This is a genomic window from Rhizobium sp. NPDC090275 (assembly GCF_044772225.1).
Taxonomy (GTDB): Bacteria; Pseudomonadota; Alphaproteobacteria; order Rhizobiales; family Rhizobiaceae; genus Rhizobium.
The window spans coordinates 28686-49832 of record NZ_JBIVYL010000009.1 but is presented as its reverse complement, the minus strand read 5'-3'; the positions used below and the strand labels follow the sequence as shown (position 1 = coordinate 49832).

Annotated in this window: 22 protein-coding genes; 18 read left to right on the top strand and 4 right to left on the bottom strand. The window is 56.4% G+C overall.

Annotated features, from left to right (window positions below; all coding sequences use genetic code 11):
- The 14 genes from ACIQUB_RS21885 (at position 1) to ACIQUB_RS21820 (ending at position 13286) form a co-directional block, all read left to right on the top strand.
- Positions 1 to 834 carry an NAD-dependent epimerase/dehydratase family protein gene (locus ACIQUB_RS21885; RefSeq protein WP_402932089.1) on the top strand — a complete coding sequence of 278 codons (834 nt, stop codon included), beginning with the start codon at positions 1 to 3 and terminating at the stop codon, positions 832 to 834.
- Positions 835 to 848: 14 nt separating this feature from the next.
- The gene (locus tag ACIQUB_RS21880; protein ID WP_402932087.1) at positions 849 to 1826 is read left to right on the top strand and encodes a hydroxyacid dehydrogenase; all 978 of its coding nucleotides are present in this window, start codon (positions 849 to 851) and stop codon (positions 1824 to 1826) included.
- On the top strand, positions 1741 to 2586 hold the full coding sequence (locus ACIQUB_RS21875) for an HpcH/HpaI aldolase/citrate lyase family protein (protein WP_402932085.1): 846 nt from the start codon (positions 1741 to 1743) through the stop codon (positions 2584 to 2586). Before ACIQUB_RS21880 ends, ACIQUB_RS21875 begins: the two co-directional genes overlap by 86 nt.
- A gap of 57 nt (positions 2587 to 2643) precedes the next feature.
- The gene (locus ACIQUB_RS21870) at positions 2644 to 3579 is read left to right on the top strand and encodes a sugar ABC transporter substrate-binding protein (RefSeq protein WP_402932689.1); all 936 of its coding nucleotides are present in this window, start codon (positions 2644 to 2646) and stop codon (positions 3577 to 3579) included.
- 58 nt (positions 3580 to 3637) lie between these two features.
- Complete coding sequence (locus tag ACIQUB_RS21865; protein ID WP_402932083.1) at positions 3638 to 4753, top strand: ABC transporter permease; 1116 nt, start codon at positions 3638 to 3640, stop codon at positions 4751 to 4753.
- An 11-nt stretch (positions 4754 to 4764) separates the two neighbouring features.
- Positions 4765 to 5568, top strand: a complete 804-nt coding sequence (locus ACIQUB_RS21860; protein ID WP_402932081.1) for an ATP-binding cassette domain-containing protein — start codon at positions 4765 to 4767, stop codon at positions 5566 to 5568.
- Between the two features lie 19 nt (positions 5569 to 5587).
- Positions 5588 to 6721: a Gfo/Idh/MocA family protein gene (locus tag ACIQUB_RS21855; RefSeq protein ID WP_402932079.1), complete on the top strand. Its 1134-nt coding sequence runs from the start codon at positions 5588 to 5590 to the stop codon at positions 6719 to 6721.
- Positions 6721 to 7635 carry a TIM barrel protein gene (locus ACIQUB_RS21850; protein ID WP_402932077.1) on the top strand — a complete coding sequence of 305 codons (915 nt, stop codon included), beginning with the start codon at positions 6721 to 6723 and terminating at the stop codon, positions 7633 to 7635. Before ACIQUB_RS21855 ends, ACIQUB_RS21850 begins: the two co-directional genes overlap by 1 nt.
- Before the next feature lie 2 nt (positions 7636 to 7637).
- A complete protein-coding gene (locus tag ACIQUB_RS21845) occupies positions 7638 to 8507 on the top strand; it encodes an SMP-30/gluconolactonase/LRE family protein (protein WP_402932075.1) in 870 nt (289 codons plus the stop codon).
- Positions 8508 to 8794: 287 nt separating this feature from the next.
- On the top strand, positions 8795 to 9838 hold the full coding sequence (locus ACIQUB_RS21840) for a sterol desaturase family protein (RefSeq protein ID WP_402932073.1): 1044 nt from the start codon (positions 8795 to 8797) through the stop codon (positions 9836 to 9838).
- A complete protein-coding gene (locus ACIQUB_RS21835; protein WP_402932071.1) occupies positions 9835 to 10146 on the top strand; it encodes a MocE family 2Fe-2S type ferredoxin in 312 nt (103 codons plus the stop codon). The genes ACIQUB_RS21840 and ACIQUB_RS21835 overlap by 4 nt, the downstream gene beginning before the upstream one ends.
- A 26-nt stretch (positions 10147 to 10172) precedes the next feature.
- Complete coding sequence (locus tag ACIQUB_RS21830) at positions 10173 to 11378, top strand: NAD(P)/FAD-dependent oxidoreductase (RefSeq protein ID WP_402932069.1); 1206 nt, start codon at positions 10173 to 10175, stop codon at positions 11376 to 11378.
- Positions 11378 to 12217: a sugar phosphate isomerase/epimerase family protein gene (locus ACIQUB_RS21825; RefSeq protein ID WP_402932067.1), complete on the top strand. Its 840-nt coding sequence runs from the start codon at positions 11378 to 11380 to the stop codon at positions 12215 to 12217. Before ACIQUB_RS21830 ends, ACIQUB_RS21825 begins: the two co-directional genes overlap by 1 nt.
- Before the next feature lie 64 nt (positions 12218 to 12281).
- Complete coding sequence (locus tag ACIQUB_RS21820; protein ID WP_402932686.1) at positions 12282 to 13286, top strand: LacI family DNA-binding transcriptional regulator; 1005 nt, start codon at positions 12282 to 12284, stop codon at positions 13284 to 13286.
- Between the two features lie 34 nt (positions 13287 to 13320).
- Here ACIQUB_RS21820 and ACIQUB_RS21815 read toward each other — a convergent pair whose 3' ends face one another.
- Positions 13321 to 14298 (bottom strand): substrate-binding domain-containing protein, encoded by a 978-nt coding sequence (locus tag ACIQUB_RS21815; RefSeq protein ID WP_402932065.1) that lies wholly within the window; start codon positions 14296 to 14298, stop codon positions 13321 to 13323.
- 94 nt (positions 14299 to 14392) lie between these two features.
- On the opposite strand from ACIQUB_RS21815, the gene hisD reads away from it, so the two are divergent.
- Genes hisD through ACIQUB_RS21800 form a run of 3 tightly spaced genes read left to right on the top strand, consistent with a single transcriptional unit; the run spans position 14393 to position 16747 of the window.
- Positions 14393 to 15703: a histidinol dehydrogenase gene (gene hisD / locus ACIQUB_RS21810; RefSeq protein WP_402932063.1), complete on the top strand. Its 1311-nt coding sequence runs from the start codon at positions 14393 to 14395 to the stop codon at positions 15701 to 15703.
- 34 nt (positions 15704 to 15737) lie between these two features.
- Complete coding sequence (locus tag ACIQUB_RS21805; RefSeq protein ID WP_402932683.1) at positions 15738 to 16502, top strand: SDR family NAD(P)-dependent oxidoreductase; 765 nt, start codon at positions 15738 to 15740, stop codon at positions 16500 to 16502.
- The gene (locus ACIQUB_RS21800; protein WP_402932061.1) at positions 16499 to 16747 is read left to right on the top strand and encodes a hypothetical protein; all 249 of its coding nucleotides are present in this window, start codon (positions 16499 to 16501) and stop codon (positions 16745 to 16747) included. Before ACIQUB_RS21805 ends, ACIQUB_RS21800 begins: the two co-directional genes overlap by 4 nt.
- A 336-nt stretch (positions 16748 to 17083) precedes the next feature.
- On the opposite strand, the gene ACIQUB_RS21795 is transcribed toward ACIQUB_RS21800, so the two are convergent.
- The 3 genes from ACIQUB_RS21795 to ACIQUB_RS21785 form a co-directional block, all read right to left on the bottom strand.
- On the bottom strand, positions 17084 to 17419 hold the full coding sequence (locus ACIQUB_RS21795) for a MocE family 2Fe-2S type ferredoxin (RefSeq protein ID WP_402932680.1): 336 nt from the start codon (positions 17417 to 17419) through the stop codon (positions 17084 to 17086).
- A gap of 181 nt (positions 17420 to 17600) precedes the next feature.
- Positions 17601 to 18608: a LacI family DNA-binding transcriptional regulator gene (locus tag ACIQUB_RS21790; protein WP_402932059.1), complete on the bottom strand. Its 1008-nt coding sequence runs from the start codon at positions 18606 to 18608 to the stop codon at positions 17601 to 17603.
- A gap of 162 nt (positions 18609 to 18770) precedes the next feature.
- Positions 18771 to 19856: a fatty acid desaturase family protein gene (locus tag ACIQUB_RS21785; protein WP_402932678.1), complete on the bottom strand. Its 1086-nt coding sequence runs from the start codon at positions 19854 to 19856 to the stop codon at positions 18771 to 18773.
- A 276-nt stretch (positions 19857 to 20132) separates the two neighbouring features.
- On the opposite strand from ACIQUB_RS21785, the gene ACIQUB_RS21780 reads away from it, so the two are divergent.
- Positions 20133 to 21122, top strand: coding sequence for a substrate-binding domain-containing protein (locus tag ACIQUB_RS21780; protein WP_402932057.1), 990 nt, complete (start codon positions 20133 to 20135; stop codon positions 21120 to 21122).
- Positions 21123 to 21147 lie beyond the last annotated feature (25 nt).

Below are 21147 nucleotides of genomic sequence, written 5' to 3'. Positions count from 1 at the left end.
ATGTCGGTTTCGGCCACGACCCGTGTCCTGATGACGGGCTCGACGGGAAACCTTGGGCACAAGGCGACCGTGGCGCTCCAAGCGGTTGACGGCCTCTCCTTGACGCGGATTGGCCGCAATGGCGGCGGGGATCCCGAGGTGATCACTGCCAACCTCGAGGAGTACGACGCGAGTTGGGTGGAGCATTTCAACGGCGTGGATACGGTCCTCCATTTGGCTGCCGATCCGCGCGCTGCGGGAGACTGGGACACGGTCTCGCCGCTTAACGTCGATCTCGCTCTCAACGTGCTGCGTGCGGCACGGCGTGCGGGCGTGAAGCGCTTCGTCTTCGCCAGTTCCAACTGGGTACTCGGGGGCTACCGCTTCCGAAAAGAGCGACTGAACTCGACGCTGTCGCCCAGGCCCATCAATCCATACGGGGCGTCGAAACTCTTGATCGAGCGCTACGGGCGGATGGTCAGCGACGAGACGGGTATGGCGTTCGTATCGCTGCGGATCGGCTACTGCCAGCCGGGCGAGAACAAGCCTGGGTCGCACATGGCTTTCGGCATATGGGGCCAGCAGATGTGGCTGGGAAATCAGGACTGGGCACAGGCCGTCGTGAAGTCGGCCACCGCCCAATATGGCGGGTTTCACGCAATCAACATCGTGTCGCGGAACGAAGGCATGCGTTGGGACCTCGAAGAGGCTAACCGCGCGATCGGATATCAGCCGATAGAGCGTCATCGACCGGGATTGAGTTTTACGGGCTGGCTTAAGGATCGAAGTGCGTACCTTCGCGAGAAGGTCGCACCATCAGGGGCCTCGGCGCCGCCTTTGGGCAGGCGCTGGTGAGGGAGGATCAGACATTGAAGAAGATACTTGTTGTGCAGCCGCTTCGGCCGGAAGCTCTCGACTTGTTCGAGCAAAGATCAGACATCTCGTATGAAGTCGTCACCGACTTTTCCCGCGAGAACCTCCTCAAACATGTCGGCGATGCGGACGCCATCACCGTTCGCGATGCGCCGCTTCCAGTCGATGTCCTTGAGGCGGCAAAAAATCTCAAGATCGTGTCCCGCCATGGTGTGGGATATGACAATATTCCAATCGACTACTGCACATCCCGCGGTATTCCGGTCACCGTCGTCGGCGATGTGAACGCAATCTCTGTCGCCGAGCAGACGATGTTCCTCATGCTGGCGGCTGCCAAATCCGGCGTCCAGCTCGACACGGCGGTTCGAAATGGAGACTTCGCCGCGCGGTCGAGACTGATCGGCATTGAACTGCGCGGACGCACGCTCTTGGTGGTCGGTTTCGGTCGCATCGGTCGAGAGGTTACGAAGCGCTCTGCCAGCTTCGGCATGAACATCGTGGTCTATGATCCCTATACAAAGCCGTCAGAAGCCGATGGGGCGACCTTCGTAGAACGCCTTGAAGACGGGCTGAAGATTGCTGATGTCATCACCCTGCACATCCCTTTGTCGGATACGACGCGCAATCTGATCAATGCCACAACGCTCAGCCAAACAAAACGCGGAGCCATCATCATCAACACCGCCCGCGGCGGCATCATCGATGAAGATGCATTGGTTGAAGCGTTGGCGGATGGTCATGTGCGGGCCGCCGGTCTCGACACCTTCGCGAAGGAGCCGCTTCCCGTTACCGATCGCCTGGTGTCGGAAAACCGTGTCGTCCTTAGCCCTCACAACGCAGCTCTGACCGAAGAGTCCCTGCTCGCGATGGGTGTGATGACGGCGCGCAATGCTCTGGCGGGTCTCGATGGGAACCTCAATCCGGCGCTGGTCGTCAATCGTTCCGTTCTGGAGGTCTCTACTGATGCGAAATAACAATATCCGTGATGTCTGGGAACGCGGCGAAGCCGTTGTCTCTGCCTGGCTCTCCATCGGTAACTCCTATACAGCCGAGATCGCAGGCTGGTCCGGCTACGATTGCGTTCTTGTCGATCTGCAGCACGGCATGACCGATGTGCAGACGATGATTTCGATGCTGCAGGCCATTTCGGCCACCCCGGCAACGCCAATCGTGCGTGTGCCGTCATGCGATGCGCCTGTCATCATGAAGGCCTTGGACGCGGGAGCGTTCGGGATCATTTGCCCGATGATCAATAGCGCAGCGGAGGCTGAGGCATTTGTTGCAGCAACGCGTTATCCGCCACTGGGCGACCGCAGTTTCGGTCCCGCCCGTGGATTGCTCTACGGCGGCGCTGACTATTTCCAGCACGCCGACAAGTCGATTGTCCGTCTGGGAATGATCGAAACGCTGGATGGGCTGAATGCGCTCGACGAAATCTGCGTGGTGGATGGCCTTGACGGGGTTTTCGTCGGCCCGAACGATCTTGGCCTTGCTTTGGGCAAGGGCACGCTCGGCGACCCGACGGATGAAACCGTACGCGAAGCCATCCTGCGCTGCCTTTCAGTGGCGAAGAAGCACGGCAAGCATGCCGGCATCTTTTGCCCCTCCAGCTCGGTAGCCGCGCGTCGCAGCAGCGAAGGCTTCGACTTCGTCGTTCCAAATAGCGAAGTAAATCTTCTGAAATCGGCTCTCATCGCGGAAGCGAACGGGGCACGTGTGAATGTCCGCAAATAGGTGCGGGTAACTGATGGTGCATGGGATGCACCATCTCCATTGTGGGAGGAGAATGGCATGAAGACTTTCATTAAAGCGGCAGTTCTTGCCGGGGCAGCGCTAATTGGCGCTGCGACCAGCAGTTTCGCTGAAGAGCGCATTATCATGATTTCGCATGGTTTGGCGAACGACCCGTACTGGAACATCGTCAAGAATGGCGGGCAAACAGCTGCCAAGCAGATGGGTGTCAAATTCGACTACGTCGCTCCTGAAACCTTCGATATGGTTCGAATGTCCGAACTTATCACCTCTGCGGTCAACCAGAAGCCGGATGGCATCATCGTTACGATCCCTGATGCCGACGCCCTGAAAGACGCCATCAAGAGCGCGGTTTCGTCAGGTATTCCAGTCGTGTCTGTCAACTCCGGTACGACGGTTGCCAAGGAATTGGGAACGCTCATCCATATCGGCCAGGACGAATACCCTGCCGGCAAGCGCGTTGGCGAAAAGCTCAAGGAACTCGGGCAGAAGAAGGCCATCTGCATCAACCACGAAGTCGGCAATACGGCCCTCGACGACCGTTGCCGTGGTCTTTCCGACGGCTTTGGCGGACCGGTTACCGTGCTTCCGACGACAAACGACTTCCAGGAAGTGAAGTCCAAGGTCACGGCAGCTTTGTCCAGCGATCCTGAAATTGACACGATCGTCGCCCTCAGCGCTGGCGCTGCTGGCGAGCCGGCGGTTGACGCTGTCCAGTCGACGGGCAATACAAAAGTGAAGGTTGTTTCGTTCGACCTGTCGCCTGGCTTCGTCAAGGCAATCATCGACGGGAAGGCGCTATTCGCTGCCGAGGCACAGCCATATCTTCAAAGCTATCTCGGCGTCGTCTTCCTTACGAACTACATCCGCTCTGGTCTTATGCCCGCCAATAACCTGATCGAAAGTGGTCCAAGCTTTATCACAGCAAAGGAGGCTCCGCAGGTTCTGGAGCTCTCCAAGAAGTCAATCCGATAAAAATAAGAGAGGGCCTGGGCGGAGTTGGAGCCGCCCATGCCACCTCGGGAGACGAGAAATGGTCGACATAACCAAGGCGCCTCAGGGCGCGAAAGACGAACGTTTGATCCGCATTTCATTGTTGGCGTCGCTTATCAGACGACCTGAACTTGGGGCGGTCGCTGGCTTAGTGCTCGTATTCGTATTTTTCCTCACGACGGCAAGCCCGCAGATGTTCACTCTGGCTGGCATCATGAACATCATGGCCCCCGCCTCACAGCTTGGGATCCTGGCTGTCGCAGCTGCGCTTCTTATGATCGGCGGCGAGTTCGATCTGTCGATCGGCTCGATGATTGCTTTCAGCGGCATGATCTTTGGAACGGCAGTTGTGGTTTGGGGGATGCCGTTGAGTGTAGCCATTCTTCTGACGCTCGCTGTGGCAGCCCTGCTCGGGATCTTCAATGCACAGATCGTTATGAGGACTGGATTGCCGTCATTCATTGTCACCCTTGCTTTCCTGTTTGTCTTGCGTGGACTTTCATTGGTCGGCCTGAAGTGGGCGACGGGTGGTGCAACTCAGATGCGCGGGATCAAGGATGCGGTAGCAGACAGCCCGCTGGCACCGATGTTCTCGGGAGACGCATTCAAGGACTTTTTCCAGTTCCTAGCTGACAAGGACATCATCGCGAAATTCCCGAACGGCGCCCCGGCGGTGCCGGGTGTTCCGGTGGAACTTCTTTGGTTCTTGGTCATCGCGCTGGCTGCTACCTATCTTCTTATTCGCACGGGTTTCGGCAACTGGATCTTCGCCGCCGGCGGCGATGCAAATGCGGCGCGCAACTCGGGCGTTCCGGTCGCTCGCGTAAAGACCACTCTCTTCATTTTGACCGCTTGCGCTGCTGCATTGGTAGCCATTCTTACTGTCCTCGATGCAGGCTCGACTGATGCCCGCCGCGGATTCCAGAAGGAATTTGAAGCGATCATTGCCGCGGTTATTGGCGGGTGTCTTTTGACGGGCGGCTATGGTTCGGCCATCGGAGCGTTCTTCGGTTCCATCATCTTCGGGATGGTGCTGATCGGCCTGACCTACACCCAGATCGACCAGGACTGGTACCAAGTCTTCCTCGGCGGCATGCTGCTGCTTGCTGTCCTCTTCAACAACATCATTCGCAAGCGCGTCACGGGCGAGCGTTGAGGAGAAATCACATGCTACAGCGTCAAAACACGAAAACTACAACGCCTTTCATCGAGATCAAGCACGTGGTCAAGCACTTTGGCCCCGTCATCGCACTCAATGGCGTCTCGCTCAGTGTCAATCCGGGGGAGGTGCTCTGCCTTCTCGGAGACAACGGCGCGGGGAAGAGTACCCTGATCAAGACCCTGTCCGGTGTCCATAAGCCGACCTCAGGCGAGTTCCTGGTCGACGGCAAGCCCGTCGAATTTGCAAGCCCGCGCGATGCGCTGGATGCCGGGATCGCGACCGTCTACCAGGATCTCGCAATGATCCCGCTCATGTCCGTGAGCCGGAACTTTTTCATGGGCCGCGAGCCGCTCAAGCGGATTGGCCCCCTCACATGGTTTGATCGCAAGTTTGCCGATACCGTCACTCACGACGAGATGAAGAAGATCGGAATTGACGTGCGCGATCCGAACCAGGCAGTCGGAACGCTGTCGGGCGGCGAGCGCCAATGCGTCGCTATTGCCCGTGCAGTGTATTTCGGCGCGAAGGTCCTCATTCTCGACGAACCGACCTCCGCGCTCGGCGTCGCCCAGACTTCGATGGTCTTGAAGTACATTGACGCGGTTCGCGCGAAAGGCCTCGGAGTGATCTTCATTACTCACAACGTGCGTCATGCCTACGCTGTCGGGAACCGCTTCACGGTTCTCAACCGGGGCAAGACCCTCGGGGCCTTCAGGAAGGATGAGATCGCTATCGACGAACTCCAGAACCTGATGGCGGGCGGTAAGGAATTGCAGAGTCTCTCAGACGAGCTCGGCGGAACGATTTAGTAACCTACGGAGAATCAAAGTGACCGTCATTAAAATTGGCCTTATCGGCGCAGGCTGGATGGGCCGAGCCCATGCGGCTGCCTTCGAGAATGCAACCCGGATTTTCGGAACAGAGCCTGCCACGTTGAAAATCGTGGCCGTCGCCGATGTCAATGAAGACGCGGCCAAGGGTTTCGCCGAGCGCTTCGGCGTCGAGCGATACACTAGCGACTGGATGAGCATCGTCAACGATCCGAACGTTGATGTCATCGACATCACGACGCCAAACGATGTACATCCGCAAATCGCATTGGCAGCCATTGCCGCCGGCAAGCATGTCTATTGCGAAAAGCCGATGGCGAACACCGCGGCCGAAGCGCGCGCCATGCACGAGGCCGCCAAGGAAGCGGGCGTCGTTACGCTGGTTGGCTTCAACTACCTCTGCAGCCCGATCCAAGCCTACGCGAAGCAGCTTATCGAAAATGGTGATCTCGGCGAGATCTTCCATTTCCGTGGCACGTTCGACAACGACTACATGGTGGATGAGAAGTTCCCGTTCACCTGGCGCACGGATGCGACGGCAGCCGGTAAAGCCGGCGCGCTCGGCGACATGGCCAGCCACGTGCTGAGCCTGGCTCACTACCTTGTCGGCGAAGTCACAGAGGTCAGTGGCGCGCGGCAGATCCTTCATGCCAAGCGCAAGGATGCGAAGGGCGCCGAGCGCACCGTTGAGAACGATGACCTCGCGCACTTTATCTGCCGCTTCAAAAATGGTGCTTCCGGCTATCTCGAAGCCAGCCGTATCGGAACCGGGCGCAAGCTTTACCTCTCTTACGAAATCCAGGGCACCAAGGGCGCGCTGTTCTTCGATCAGGAGCGCATGAACGAACTGAATCTCTACCGCCAGACCGACGATCCGGCCGAGCGCGGTTACAAGCGCGTCCTCGTCGCCCCGCAGCATCCCGACTATGCAGCCTTCTTCGGACTTCAGGGGAATCCACTGGGCTACAATGATCTCAAGATCATCGAGGCCCGCCGCCTGATCGAGTCCGTCGTTTCCGGAAAGAGCTGGGTCGCCGATTTCGAATTCGGATACACAGTCGACCGCGTGGTCGAGGCGGTTCTTGTGTCGGCCGACGAAGGCCGATGGGTAAAGACTGAGGAGATTGCCTGATGGCTGCAGCGTATCAGCTCGCAAATGCCCCGTGCTCTTGGGGCGTAGATTTTGCAGACCGCCCCGAAAATCCGGCTTGGACGAAGGTTCTGGATGAAGCGGCTGCGGCAGGCTTCTCGGCTATTGACCTCGGGCCAGTTGGGTTTTTCCCGACGGATCCGGCCAGGCTTAAAGACGAGTTGTCGAAGCGAAACCTCCGCCTCTCCGCAGGCGGGTTGTTCGATCCGCTGACCGACGAGCGCTCGTTCGATGCCGTTGTGAGTAAGACGAGGCGGACGTGCTCGATCCTCGAGGACCTCCAGGCTCCGCGGCTCGTTATTATTGACTGTGTATCCGACGAGCGTGGCAGATATGCCGGCCGCCCGGCAGATGCGCCGCGCCTTGCTCCGGACGACTGGAAGGCGATGATCCGGCGTATCGTCGAACTCGCAAAGATCGCGAAGAACGACTATGGCGTGAAGTCATATCTCCACGCTCACGCGGGCTGCTATATCGAGTATGAAGATGAACTCGACCGTGCCATGGCAGACCTCCCAGAAGATTTGATTGGCTTGTGCGTCGATACTGGGCATTCGGCCTACGCGGGCATTGATCCGATCGCGCTGATCCGGCGCTATGGCAACCGCATCGGCCACATGCACCTCAAGAACATCGACAAGGAAGTGCACGCGGCTTGCGTCGCCGACAAGACTGGCTTTTTCGATGCGATTGCACGCGGAATATTCTGCCCGCTCGGCAAGGGCGTGGTTGATTTCGTCCAAGTCCGAGATGCCCTCGACGAAATCGGTTACCGCGGCATGGCAGTTGTTGAGCAGGACGTCGACCCCACAGGTGATGCGTCCCCGCTTAGCAATGCCAAGGAAAGTCACGACTATCTGGCATCAATCGGCATGCCGACTGCGATCAGGAGCTGACAATGGAAGCGTCCTGCATCGTCGATTGCAAGAACACGCTTGGCGAGGGTTGCGTTTGGGACCCTCGCGACGCAAGCGTCTACTGGACCGATATCGCCGAGAGCCGAATTTACAGGCTCGGCGCCGACGGTGCAGTGACGGTCTTCCCACTGCCGGAGCGTGCAGGATTTATCCTGCCGCGCAAAACGTCAGGTTTCGTGCTCGGTCTAGCGACCCGCATCGTGATCTGCGACGCAGGCTTCAAGAATTTCCTGACGGTCTCCGTGATCGAGGGGCACCTTCCTCAGACCCGCGTCAACGATGCCGCCGTCGATCCTTTCGGCGGCATCGTATTCGGGACGTTCGACGAGCGGGATCGCAAACCCGTCGCGGCTCTCTACCGCTGCGCGCCCTCAGGCGAGATTACGAAGCTGCTGGAAGGGATCACGATCAGCAACGGTATCGCGTTTTCTCCTTCGGGCGAAATCATGTATTTTGCCGATACCCCTGAGGGCACGATCCGCCGCTTTGAAGTCGGTGGCAATAATTCGTCGAGCCTGAAAGAAATTGGTCCATTGGCGGGTGCCGATGTGGCCGCCGGAAGCCCTGATGGTGCTGTGGTCGATTCGGAAGGTTCCTACTGGAATGCCCGCGTATGGGGTGGCTGTCTCGTGAAAATCAGCCAAGACGGGAAGATCCAGGAGACGGTGAAGCTCCCGACCAAAGGGCCGACATGCGTCACGCTCGGCGGAAAGGATGGTCGAACTCTCTACGCCACAACGTTGCGAGTTTCGCACACCGATGATGAGCTGGAGGCATCTCCTCTCGCCGGTGGACTGTTTGCTGTTCAAGTCACGGTCCCTGGCGTTCCTCAACGCCTAACAGCACTATGACCTCGCGCTGCAGACTGCATGGCTGCGCGGCATAACGAAAACGTCTTTGCTTGGGGGAATGCCGCGCAGGCATTTGTTCCACGTCGATCTGAGCCACGTGCGCGCATCGGTGGAATTGCTACAGGAGGCTCCGGCTGATCTAAAATGATCAAGAAACCCCTCATAATTATTCGCCAGAGCCGGTAGGTTGATTGCAAAACAAGGGAGGGCGCACATGACGCCTAGCTCCTTGAAAGCCTTGCAATTAAACGCGAGCCAATTGTCTGGCACCGCGATGGGAGAGAGTGATGGACGACACAAAATTTGGGACACGAAACAAGCGAGGCGACTGGTCGCCAAATGAGCCGCTGGGAATCGCGCCGGTCTTCGTGTTTCCTCCGAAACTGATCGCATTTATCAAGTGGATCCCTCACTATTTCTTTCCGTGGAACATCATCTTTGCCGCGACAGCCGTTGCCTATTGGGCCTGGGTGATCCCGCCAGTCGACGAACTCCGGACGCTTGGTTTCGGCTGGGCGCTTTGGCTTTTTGTTGTAAACTCAATCTGCGTGTTTCTGTTCTACGGCGCGTTTGAGCTGCAGCTCTACATTCTACGTCGGCAGGGGAACAGGTTCAAATACAACGCCAAATTCCCATCCGATCACAAGAGTAAGGCTTTCTGGTTCGAAAGCCAGGTTATCGACAGCATGCTCCGGACTTTCCTGTCCGGTGTAACGATCTGGACAGCGATCGAAGTCGGGATGCTTTGGGGTTATGCCAATGGCTACATCCCGTGGCTCAGCTTCGCCGAGAACCCATGGACGCTCGCGATCGTTGCGCTCCTCGTGCCAGCTATCCACGAAGTTCACTTCTTCTGGATCCATCGTCTGATCCACACGCCGTTCCTCTACAAGTGGGTGCACTCGGTACACCACAACTCCGTAAATCCTTCGCCGTGGTCGTCTCTGTCGATGCATCCCATCGAGCATCTCCTGTTTTTTGGAAGTGCATTGTATCATCTGGTTCTGCCGTCAAATCCGATCCTGATGCTTTACCAGCTCCACTATTCAGGATTTGGCGCCATTCCGGGGCATGTGGGTTTCGACAAAGTGGAGGTTACCGACGACGTCGCTGTCGATAGCCACGCTTATGCACACTACCTGCATCACAAGTACTTCGAGGTGAACTACGGGGATGCGATGATCCCCCTCGATAAATGGTTTGGCACTTGGCACGACGGCTCTCCCGAGGGACAGGCTCTTATGGAAGCCAGGTACCGCAAGCAAAAAGAAAAGCTGCAGTTGAAGAAGGCCAAGCAGCAGGAGACGCATGTTAAGGGAGGTGCAGAATGAACTGGGTGAATGTTTGTGAACTCGACAAAATCGAGCAGGAAGGCGCCTTTCGATTTGACCACTCGAATCGGACCTACGCGGTCTATCGTGGGCCCGATGACAGCGTCTATTGCACCGCGGGACTATGCACCCACGAGGCAATCCATCTTGCGGACGGGTTGGTCATCGACTTCGAAGTAGAATGTCCAAAGCACTCAGGCGCGTTCGACTATCGAACAGGAGAAGCTCTTCGGCTTCCGGCATGCGAGAATCTTCAGACATATCCCGTTCAGATCGTCGACGGCATGATTCAAATATCGATCAAGTAGCACGCTGTCCTTAAAGGGCTGATCCAATGAAAAAAGTAGCCATAGTAGGTGCTGGCGAAGCTGGCACCAGAGCAGCACTTGCACTTCGCGAGAACGGCTATGACGGCTCGATCACGCTGATCGGAAGCGAGTGTCACGTTCCTTACGAGCGCCCGCCGCTCTCCAAACCTTCTGCGACGGGCGTCCGGTTGAAAGCGATTGCGTCACCTGATTTTCAGGACGTCTCGCGAGTGTCCTATATGGCAGGCGTGGCGGCTCAGCATCTTGACCCCGAGGTGCGAGAATTGCGGCTGAGCGATGGAACGACGGTGGGGTACGACCGTCTGCTATTGGCAACCGGATCGGTGCCCCGTTCACTAACATGCAGCGGGGCGGACAAGGCGTTGACCTTTCGGACGGTTGAGGACTCTGAGGCCGTGTTCGGGGCCGCGAAAAAGGGGACCCGAGTCTCGATCGTCGGCGCAGGCCTGATCGGCATGGAACTTGCGGCAGTTCTCCGGGAAAGAGATGTCGAAGTCACAGTGATTGAAATGGCTTCCAAACCGTTAGGGCGTGCCGTGCCTACAAAGTTTGCGGACCTGCTCCATCGCAGGCATGAGGACGAAGGCGTCAAATTTCGCTTTGGCAGCGGAATTTCAGAGATCACAGATGATGCAGTTTGGCTAGATAACCAAGTCCGCATAGAATCAGATCTCGTGGTCGCTGCGATCGGTGTAAGCGCGAACACTGCGGTGGCGGAAACTGCGGGCTTGTCGGTTCACAATGGCGTGCAGACGGACGAATACTTGCAGACGAGTGACCCCTACATTTTCGCCGTTGGCGACTGCGCGTCCGTGCGGCAACCGGACGGTCAATACCGACGCTCCGAGACTTGGCGCAATGCACGGGAGCAGGCTGAGATCGCGGTGCGCAACATGCTTGGTACCCGAGAAGCGTACGCTGCACTCCATTGGTTCTGGTCAGATCAATTCGATCTTGGTCTGCAAGTGGTAGGGACACCTCTCCCCCATCACGAGGTAGTCAATCGCCACCTCGGAGAGACTCTGATCGAGTTCTATCTCAACCAGGCAAAGCTCGTTGCCGCTGCTGGAATTGGGCCTATGAACAGTGTTGGCAAAGACATCCGGCTGGCCGAAATGCTCATCAAAAACGGCATAGAGATAGATCCCAGCAAGCTCTCCGACCCCGGCACGTCACTGAAGTCTATGCTTTCAAGACCAAAGGCCGCCTAATGCAGAACATTCTTTTCTTTCAGTCGCTTTGGGCAATGGAGCGCCGCGATCCCGACGGGTTCGAGCGTAGTCTTGAGCAGAACGTCGCAATGATCGTCGATGCGAGTTTCAATGGCGTTAGTGCTCACTATACTAACCGACACGACGTTGCGCTGCTGAACGACGTGATCAAGGGTACGGGACTGCAGATCGAAGGCATGTGCTTCCCGACGACTGTCAGCGACATCCACGAGTCGCTGAGACTCGCTGAAGAGTTTCCGGTTAAACACCTAAACGTGCAGCCAGATGTCCAGCCTCGCACGGTCGCAGAATGCTTGCCTATTGTGGACGGTTGGCTCGACGCCGCCCGATCGTCTGACGTTCCACTCTTCATAGAAACGCATCGAGACAGGATGACGACGGACCTGTTCTTTACGCTCGACCTTCTTGAGGCACGTCCACAGCTTCCGCTCTTAGCCGATCTCTCGCATTTTGTCGTCGGCCGAGAGATTGCAATTCCGGTAAGGGAGGAAACCCAACTGCGCCTTCGTAGGATACTCGAAAATGCCCAAGCCTTTCACGGACGGGTCGCTTCGAGCGAGCAGGTGCAAGTCGAGATGTCATTCGAGCACAACAGGCCATGGGTGGATCTATTCCTCGAGTGGTGGGGATACGGGATACAGAGTTGGCGCACGCGTGCTCCGGAAGATGCGGATTTGGTATTCACCTGTGAGCTCGGCCCCAAGCCCTATGCAATTGCTGATCGCAATGGAATCGACACGACAGACAGATGGCAGGAGTCGCTTCTGCTTCGCGGCCTAGTGCAAGAAGTATGGGATCGGATCGCTTCAATCCGGTAGCCGTCCGAGCCTTGGAGCCTACCGCTGTTTGCGGGTGGATATGGGAGCATGAGACTTGCCGAAGGTGACCTTCAGGGATATCGCGAAAGAAGCCAATGTCGGAACCGCTACCGTCGAACGGGTAATTAATGGTCGGGGCGGAGTGAGCGACGAAACTGCAGCGAAAGTGGTCGGTGCTGCGGCTAGGCTAGGATATGGCAGCCGGAACCTGAGGTTACACCACGGGTCTGTCCGCATTGAAGTGATCTTGCCTCGTCCCGATAACAGCTTCTTCGCTCGCCTCAATCGATCTTATGAACGTATCGCGCAAACCTTGGACCGAAGCATCACGCTTCACCGGACATTCGTTAACGAAAACGATCCGGTGATGATCGCAAACCACATTGCTAATCCAATGTTTCGACGCGCTGGACTGATAATCTGCGCCCGTGATGATCCCAGGATTACTCAGAGTTTGACGAGTGCAAAGGAACTTGGTGTCGAGATCGTTCAGGTGGTCACACAGTGCGATGACGGCACGATACCCTATGTGGGTGTTGACAACTACTCAATGGGGCGCAGTGCTGGTCATTACCTTGCCCTATTGCTGACAGGTCGTGAGGGCTCCGTTGTCTCCGTCTGTCACAGTACCAGCTACCGAAATCAACGTGAGCGGGTCCAGGGATTTTCAGATTATCTAGCTGAAAACTCGACGGAAACGTTGAACTTCTCACACGTGATGCTCGGGCGAGACGATGACCTCTTGTCCGCTGAACTATTCGCAGAGGCTGTCTCCCGTGACAGCAACATCATTGGGATCTACACGGCTGGTGGCGGCGACGAAGGTATCGGCATGTTCCTCCAAAAAAGACAAGGACCGAGGCGGCCCATTTGGATTGGCCAAGACCTCACAGACAAGAAGGTCCGTTATCTTAAGGCTGGAGTACTCGATCTCTGTCTGGATCTTCCACCGCAGGCACACGCTCAGCGATCGGTGGACTTAATTCTATCGCGCTTGCACATCATTGACGCCGAGGTATCCAACGATCCTCTTCGTTTCTTTACCGTGAGCTCGCAGAACGCCGAGTAGAGTGTGGGCCGGTGCTTATGCGCCCACATCCTGGTCAGGCGCTTGACCGAAGAACGACTTTTCCTGGAATTATCCGCGACGTTCCGTCGCCATAGTCGGAGCCAGCGTTGCTGATCAGCCTGATGGTTTCCTGAACCATTCTCTCGATCGGTTGCCTGATCGTAGTCAGCTTGTATGAATTCCAGGACGCCATCGCGATATCGTCGAAGCCAACGACTGCCAGATCTGTCGGTAAGGCAAAGCCCATCTCTCTGGCGGCATCTATTGTTGCCAGAGCCATGAGGTCGTTACAGCAGAATATCGCATCTGGCCGTTGGGCAGTTGATAAAAGCGAAGCGGCTGCTGAGAAAGCTATCTGGTAGTTGAAGGCGCCGTTTGCCTCAGAATGCACGGCGATACCATGTTCATTGAGACGATCTCGAAATCCACGAGCTCGTTCGACGTGCGTCGAAGTGGTGGCGATTCCTCCCAGAAATGAAATCTTGCGGCGCCCTCGAGCGATCAAAATCTCGGCCGCATCTCGACCTCCGGCGTAGTTGTTACACGCGACTGCATCCACTCGCACATCGTTCTGAATCCTATTGAGTAGGACGATCCGTATTCCATGCTGACGGCAGGCGTCTGCCATGCTCGATGTGAGGTGAGCAGAGGTTACAACGACCGCCTTAGGTCTCGCGGCAAGTATTTGCGGGATTGCGGTGTCAACCGTTGTGTCGCCCGGAAGAGTATACACGAGAAGCTGTTGTCCAGCCTCCTGCAGGCCCTTTGCTAGTGTCTCCAGCAAGGTGGGGTAGAAAGGATTTGATAGGTCGCCCGTGACGAGGCTCACTGTACCCGAGGCGATTGCCTCGGCCGTTCGTCTCGCCGGGCTGCTGTATCCCAGCGCTGCTGCAGCCGCAAGAACTCGCTTTCTCTTTTCCGGATCAAGCGGAGCGCCAGGCAGAAATGCCCGAGACACTGCAGACAGTGACACTCCGGCGGAATGGGCGACCTGTTTCGCAGTGGCTTTCATCAAGTCTCCTGAAAGTTTTTCACTATTATACTGAAAACTTGCAGTGCTTTGCAACCGGAGTTAACGCTCTTTGGTATTCGAGAGGAGAACCTAAATGACCATACGACATTTGAAATCCGGTAAGCCCGCTGCCGACCGCGCCGAGGACGATGCCAAGGTACGGGCAGTTGTCGAGGCCACTCTGAAGGATATCGAAACGAGGGGCGATGCTGCTGTTCGTGAACTTTCCGAAAAGTTCGACAAGTACTCGCCACCGTCTTTCCTCCTTTCCAAATCCGAGATCGAGGCAGCCATCAACAAGGTGTCCACCCGTGACATGGCCGACATCGAATTTGCTCAGGCTCAGATCCGCAAGTTCGCGCAGGTGCAACGGGATTCCATGAAAGACGTGGAAGTCGAGACTTACCCTGGCGTCATCCTCGGCCATCGCAACATTCCCGTCCAGTCCGTCGGCTGCTATGTTCCTGGCGGCAAGTTTCCTATGGTTGCCTCAGCGCACATGTCGGTACTGACGGCCTCCGTTGCAGGGGTTCCGCGCATCGCCGCTGCCGCGCCAGCGCAAAAGGGCGAGCCCCACCCAGCGATCATCGCAGCCATGCATAAGGGCGGCGCACACGAAATCTATGTTCTAGGCGGCATGCAGGCGATTGGCGCGATGGCGCTCGGCACGCAGACAATCAAGCCCGTCGACATGCTCGTCGGTCCAGGCAACGCTTTCGTTGCGGAGGCAAAGCGACAGCTCTATGGCCGTGTCGGTATCGACCTCTTCGCAGGGCCGACCGAAACCATGGTTATAGCCGATGAAACCGTCGATGCCGAGATTTGCGCCACAGACCTGCTCGGACAGGCGGAGCACGGGTATAACTCGCCTTCGGTTCTGGTTACAAACTCAGAGAAGCTTGCACGCGACACCCTCTCGGAGATTGATCGGATCTTGACGATACTTCCGACGGCTGAGACCGCTTCTGCCTCTTGGCGCGATTACGGTGAAATCATCGTCTGCGACACATATGAAGAGATGCTGGATGTTGCGAATGACATCGCTTCTGAACACGTTCAGGTCATGACCGATCGGGACGACTGGTTCCTCGAAAACATGCACTCCTACGGCGCGTTGTTCCTCGGCCCGCGGACGAACGTCGCCAATGGTGACAAGGTCATCGGCACGAACCATACTTTGCCGACGAAGAAGGCCGGGCGGTACACAGGCGGCCTTTGGGTAGGGAAGTTCCTCAAGACGCATTCGTACCAGAAGGTGATCACCGACCAGGCTGCAGCGGAAATCGGAGCCTATTGCTCTCGTCTGTGCATGCTCGAGGGCTTCGTAGGTCATGCTGAGCAAGCGAATGTGCGCGTTCGCCGCTATGGTGGTCAGAACGTACCATACGGCGCGGCTGCAGAATAACCTGTTGATTTGAGAAGAGGTGTCACTCATGAGCATTTCGCTTCCACGCACTCCGTCGTTTCGTCTCGATGGCAAGAAGGCTCTGGTAGTTGGCGCCTCTTCAGGAATCGGCTTTGCGGCTGCCGTTGCGCTCGCCGAGGCTGGTGCTGCGGTATCTTTGGCAGCACGTCCATCTAAGAAGTTGGAGGAAGCTGTCGAAGCAGTCAGTAGCGCCGGTTTTATCGCTGACGGACTCGCTCTCGACATCACCGATCTCGATAGCATTTCGAAAACAGTAGCCTCCAGTGGCCCGTTCGATGTTCTGGTCAACAGTGCCGGCCTTGCAATCCACGGCCCGGCTATCGACACGAAGGTTGATGACTTCGATGCAGTCGTTGCGATCAATGTGCGCGGCGCCTACTTTTTACTTCAAGCAGTCGCGAGAGGACTGATCGAGGTTGGCAGGACGGGCTCGCTTGTGACGATCTCGTCGCAGATGGCTCACGTTGGCGGCATAGACCGAGCTGTTTACAGCGGCACCAAGCATGCGATCGAAGGATTCATCAAATCCATGGCGATCGAATGGGGTGGGCTCGGCATTCGGGTAAACACGATATGCCCAACGTTCGTCCGGACGCCCCTCACTGACCAGACGTTTTCGAACCCCGAGCGCGTCAAGTGGATTACAGAAAAGATCAAACTGGGGCGGATCGCCAACGTCGAAGACATCATGGCGGCCGTCATATATCTGGCGTCTGATGCTTCGGCGATGGTCACAGGGACTGCAATGCGAGTGGACGGTGGGTGGACTGCGGAATGAGCTTGCCACTATCCGTGTTCCGCCGATCACCGCAGGACGGGCTGGCGAGCGATGATCACGCGAAGGAAGACATCTGTCGGCTGATCGCCGATACATCACTTGGCATTGGCTTTGTTTGGCTTGAACGAGAAGCGTCCTTCCAAGGATCTAACCACGACGTTGACGAGGTAGCGATTGAGGCTCGATCTTCACCGTACGTGTTGCCGACTGTATTCAAACGCTGCGTTCGCGCGTTCTTCGCTTGATGGCATTGTCTAAGCGATCGCTCCGCCGCTTGCGTAAAGCAGCCTGATAGCGAAATCGCTTGATCGGAAGATTGATCAAACCAGCGTGTATCAAATGCGTTCATCGGCTTCTAAATGATTTTGAGCACCGGTTCGCCATGAGATTTCAGCGTGACAGACTGCGGCGACAAGGATATCGGCCTTGGGCAAAAAACCGCAGGTCCGCTGTGTTTGAATGCGAAGTCACGGCCGCAGGACGCAAGCCGCGGGTTCGACATAGGTTTTCCGAAAGGTTTTTAGCGTCAATAACAACGGCATGAAGCTCGACAGATCTCGGAAGCCTTCTCTCCCGCCATGTCAGGTAACCTCCATGAATACGTCCTCGCCCTCAACCTTGGTTCGGTAGATGCTGAGATTAACGCAGACGGGTGCGCCCTTTGCTTCTCCCGTCTTGTAATTGAACCGGCCATTGTGCTTAGGGCATTCGATGATGTCGTCCATGACCAGTCCGTCGGCCAGATGGATCTTCTCATGCGTGCACAATCCGTCGGTCACGTGAAAAGTGTCCTCCGGACTTCGGTAAACCGCAAAGGTTCGGCCACCGTGATCGAACCTGATGACGTCTTCTTCGTCGATCTCATCCGTAGAACAAATTCTAATCCAATCAGCCACAGCGTGCTCCGTTGATACCATCGCGACCACATCGAGAATTGAAGCCATACGACGGCTCCGATCCTTGCAATCTTTGGAGAACATTAGCCCGGAGTTCGATCCGCAGCAGTCGCTTCGATGATGTGATCAGATCATCGTCAGTAGTCTTCGGTAATCGCTGAGGAGCCGGTGACGGTAGGCAGCTTTGGTCCCCACACGGTCGTCAAAAGCTTTCGCCAACCGCGGTGATGAAGTGCACCGGACCCTTCGGGACCTCGACATCGATGATACCAAGCGCTTTTAGCATAGTGTCCGTCGCTCGCCGCGCTTGGACATCAGGTGCCGAATCGAAGGTCAGAGACATGAGGCCAGACTTAAGCCACTTCTTGTGCTTGTCGTTTATCTCATGATTGACCCAGTAGATCTTGTTCGTCGCCCGACGTTTCTCCAGTTGGGCCGCGACGCCGCTTTCTCCTCCGCCAGCATTGTACAGACCGATGACGTACGGATTCTGGTTCAGAGCCTCTTCGAGAATTTCGGCGCAATGTATGCTGGAATCGAAGCCGAATAGTATGCGTGGAAATTCGTGGTCTTTGTTAGGATTGTCCGCCAAATAGTCAGAAAATCCTAGCATTCTTGCCGTCTGGCCGTAGTAGGCGCTGCTATGGCATAAGGCCAGAAACGTGCCTTTTAGGGGCGCGAGCATTTTTGACATGAAGTACGCTGCAGTTCGACCAGCGGCGTAGTTATCCACGCCAACGTAGGGAAGATCGATGCCCGGCAGCCCGTTGACGATCTGGACGACAGGGTGGCCTTCAAGTTTCAACCTCAGAAGCGCTTTTCGTACGGCGGGATGCTCTTGCGTGACCACGATCAGTCCGGAACGGCGAAAACCTGGCTCCTCGATGTGTCTTGCCACACTGACAGGATCGTTTTCGTCCACAAAAGTTCGCTGGATCACGATGTTTGAGTCCAACGACGCCGAAATCCGTTCGAAGGCCTTGTTCAGTCGAACATAGAACGGTGTATCAGCTCTGACCAGGATCACCTCAATTCTGATGACTCCTCGGTGCATGGCGGGCATCTGCCCCCAGCCGAGTTTTTTGGCAGCAACAACAACCTTCTGTGCCGTCTCTCCCGCTACGCCACCCCGGCCATTCAGCACCCTTTCTACCGTGGCGGTCCCGACCCGCGCCTCATCCGCAACCTGTTGATAAGTCGGACGCTTCATTGCAGTTTTCCCACTAGGATTCAGCCGCTGACCCAGATCGCCGGCCGGCCAGGCAATCCAGTCGCCCCGCTCGTGCATATCAGTTTCAACCTACCATTTGGAAGCTTTCGTAAGATCATGACTTACAAAGACTTCCAGACGACCACGGGGGCGATAATGTTGTTATTCGGCTGCCACGACATCGAGATTGTGGAAATGGTCCAGGTATGGCTTCGCGGTCTCCGGCAGCTCGCGCTTAAGGTAGTGATCTTCATAGCGAAGCTGTTTCACCAGTACCGGTAGTACCTCCTTGTATGCACTCCACATGGAGAGGTTCGGTGCTGGAAGGTCATGCTTGATCAGCTTATGCAACTCGGGCAGGGCATGGTAAGGCACCATAGGGAACATGTGGTGCTCAACGTGATAGTTCATGTTCCAGTAGATGAACCGACTGATCGGGTTCATGTAAACCGTCCGCGAATTCAAGCGGTGGTCGATGACATTGTCGGCGAGGCCGGCATGCTGCAAGACGCCAGTCAAACTCATATGCCAGCAGCCGTATAGGCGCGGCAAGCCAACCAACATCAACGGGATCCACGTCTGAAAATAGACCGCCAGCGCGATCACAAACCCGTAGATCGTCAAATGAACGCGAGCCGCTCTGACAGCTTTGGTTTTCTCCATTTCCGGAACGAATTCGACTTCGTCCGTGGTGAGGATGCCAAATGCGTTCTTGCTCAGCGTCTTGAAAGACTCGTAGACGTCGAGAACGCCAATGAAGTTCAAAAGAAGCTTGTACAGGTCCGGGGGCCGCATGACGCTTATCTCGGCATCGCGACCGACGATGATCGTGTCGGTATGGTGACGCGCGTGGCTCCAGCGCCAGCTTACGGGGTTGCGCATGACCATGAAGCTGGCGATATGGTAGACGACGTCGTTCATCCATCTCGTTTTGAATGGCGTGCCGTGGCCGCACTCGTGCCAACGAGAATCGCATGCCGAGCCGTAAAGCACGCCGTAGGCGAAGAAGAAGGGCAAGCACCACCAGGTGGCCCAGAAAAACGCGCCGGCGGCCCCAGATAAGGCAAGAACTCCTAGCCAGATCGCCGTGTCGCGAAGCGCCGGTCCATCGGACCTCTGCATAAGGCTCTTCATCGTCTTACGGGGAATTTCGGTGTGATACCACTCGGCCGATGCAAGACCCACCTCAACGGCTCTCTTCGCACTCTCACCTGTCAGGCTGTAGTCTCTTTTCACGTTTTCCTCCATCACGGCTGCTGCTTTCAGCTTCACGCGTGATGATACGAGAAACGTTGGAGGCAATCTCCGACTGTGCTGATTTAATCAGATCAAGCTAGGGGAGCGTTAAGATGCGATATCCAACCAACTGTTTTTCTTGATGTTTTTTGACAGAGCGTGACGTGATTTGGCTGATTTGATCACATCACTGTAGCTGTTGAAACGACCTAGTCTGCTCCTCAAGATGAGGAGAGCTGCCGCTTGTCGGGAGCTTCAAAATGGTCATCTTTGGGAGGAGAGTACTTCATGAACAAGATCGCATCCGCCGGGTTCAGGGCAAGTCTGGCAACGATTTGCGTTAGCGGCTTTCTCGCAGCGGTCACGACTGCCCAGGCAGCGGAATATCGATTCAACTATGTAATTCACTCGAACACCGGTCAGCCATTCTGGGGAGCAGTAAACAAAGGAATGCAGGACGCCTGCAAGCAGCTAGATCTCGATTGTCAGATGCTTTTTCTGGACAAGGACGGCGACATCGCCCAGCAAAAGAGCAACTTTGACGCATCAGTCGCACAACAGGTCGATGGCATTGTAACGACCATTATCAACGACGATATCCTGGACGACTCGATCGCTGAGGCCGTTGACGCCGGCATCCCCGTGATTGCTTCCAACGTTGACGATAGCAAAAAGGGCGAAGGGTCCAAGCGCCTGTCGTTTATCGGTCAGGACCTTGAGCAGGCAGGCTATGATCTTGCCGCAGAGGTGGCACAATCGCTTCCAAACGGCGACGTCCACATCTTGGTCAACGGCTGCGACCTCGCGCAAGCCTGGGCAGCACAGCGAACCCACGGGATCGAGCGCTTCCTGAAGGAATGGCAGGGTCGCCATTCTGGCAAGGTGACCTGGGAGGTGATCGAAGCGGGGAACGACACGCCGACCGAACAAAGTCGTGTTTCGGCCTATGCCCAGACCAATCCAAATCTTTCGGCGTTCATCGATGTCTCTAACGGTTTCCCCGGCGCCTTGGCGATGAAAGAACTGGGATACGAGGCGGGCAAGGTCAAGGTCGCTGGCTTCGACGTTATGCCTGCAGTCATCGATGCCATCAAGTCCGGGTACATGACTGTCGCCGTCGATCAGCAGCCTTACCTCCAAGGGTATCTGCCGATCGTTCAGCTCTATCAAATCAAGAAATTCAATCTTGGTGCATGGGACGTCAACACAGGCAAGGCGATGATTACGAGCGAGAACGTCGACGCCGTGGCAGCTCTCTCGAAGGCTGGCATTCGATGAAGGCGCGAGGCGACGTACCAGTGAA

Bases quoted from the DNA above. Each gene is read 5' to 3' on its own strand.
- ACIQUB_RS21885 (WP_402932089.1), top strand. From the start codon at position 1: ATGTCGGTTTCGGCCACGACCCGTGTCCTGATGACGGGCTCGACGGGA.
- ACIQUB_RS21875 (WP_402932085.1), top strand. From the start codon at position 1,741: ATGCTCTGGCGGGTCTCGATGGGAACCTCAATCCGGCGCTGGTCGTCA.
- ACIQUB_RS21870 (WP_402932689.1), top strand. From the start codon at position 2,644: ATGAAGACTTTCATTAAAGCGGCAGTTCTTGCCGGGGCAGCGCTAATT.
- ACIQUB_RS21865 (WP_402932083.1), top strand. From the start codon at position 3,638: ATGGTCGACATAACCAAGGCGCCTCAGGGCGCGAAAGACGAACGTTTG.
- ACIQUB_RS21860 (WP_402932081.1), top strand. From the start codon at position 4,765: ATGCTACAGCGTCAAAACACGAAAACTACAACGCCTTTCATCGAGATC.
- ACIQUB_RS21850 (WP_402932077.1), top strand. From the start codon at position 6,721: ATGGCTGCAGCGTATCAGCTCGCAAATGCCCCGTGCTCTTGGGGCGTA.
- ACIQUB_RS21845 (WP_402932075.1), top strand. From the start codon at position 7,638: ATGGAAGCGTCCTGCATCGTCGATTGCAAGAACACGCTTGGCGAGGGT.
- ACIQUB_RS21840 (WP_402932073.1), top strand. From the start codon at position 8,795: ATGGACGACACAAAATTTGGGACACGAAACAAGCGAGGCGACTGGTCG.
- ACIQUB_RS21835 (WP_402932071.1), top strand. From the start codon at position 9,835: ATGAACTGGGTGAATGTTTGTGAACTCGACAAAATCGAGCAGGAAGGC.
- ACIQUB_RS21830 (WP_402932069.1), top strand. From the start codon at position 10,173: ATGAAAAAAGTAGCCATAGTAGGTGCTGGCGAAGCTGGCACCAGAGCA.
- ACIQUB_RS21825 (WP_402932067.1), top strand. From the start codon at position 11,378: ATGCAGAACATTCTTTTCTTTCAGTCGCTTTGGGCAATGGAGCGCCGC.
- ACIQUB_RS21815 (WP_402932065.1), bottom strand. From the start codon at position 14,298: ATGAAAGCCACTGCGAAACAGGTCGCCCATTCCGCCGGAGTGTCACTG.
- hisD (WP_402932063.1), top strand. From the start codon at position 14,393: ATGACCATACGACATTTGAAATCCGGTAAGCCCGCTGCCGACCGCGCC.
- ACIQUB_RS21800 (WP_402932061.1), top strand. From the start codon at position 16,499: ATGAGCTTGCCACTATCCGTGTTCCGCCGATCACCGCAGGACGGGCTG.
- ACIQUB_RS21795 (WP_402932680.1), bottom strand. From the start codon at position 17,419: ATGGTATCAACGGAGCACGCTGTGGCTGATTGGATTAGAATTTGTTCT.
- ACIQUB_RS21790 (WP_402932059.1), bottom strand. From the start codon at position 18,608: ATGAAGCGTCCGACTTATCAACAGGTTGCGGATGAGGCGCGGGTCGGG.
- ACIQUB_RS21785 (WP_402932678.1), bottom strand. From the start codon at position 19,856: ATGGAGGAAAACGTGAAAAGAGACTACAGCCTGACAGGTGAGAGTGCG.
- ACIQUB_RS21780 (WP_402932057.1), top strand. From the start codon at position 20,133: ATGAACAAGATCGCATCCGCCGGGTTCAGGGCAAGTCTGGCAACGATT.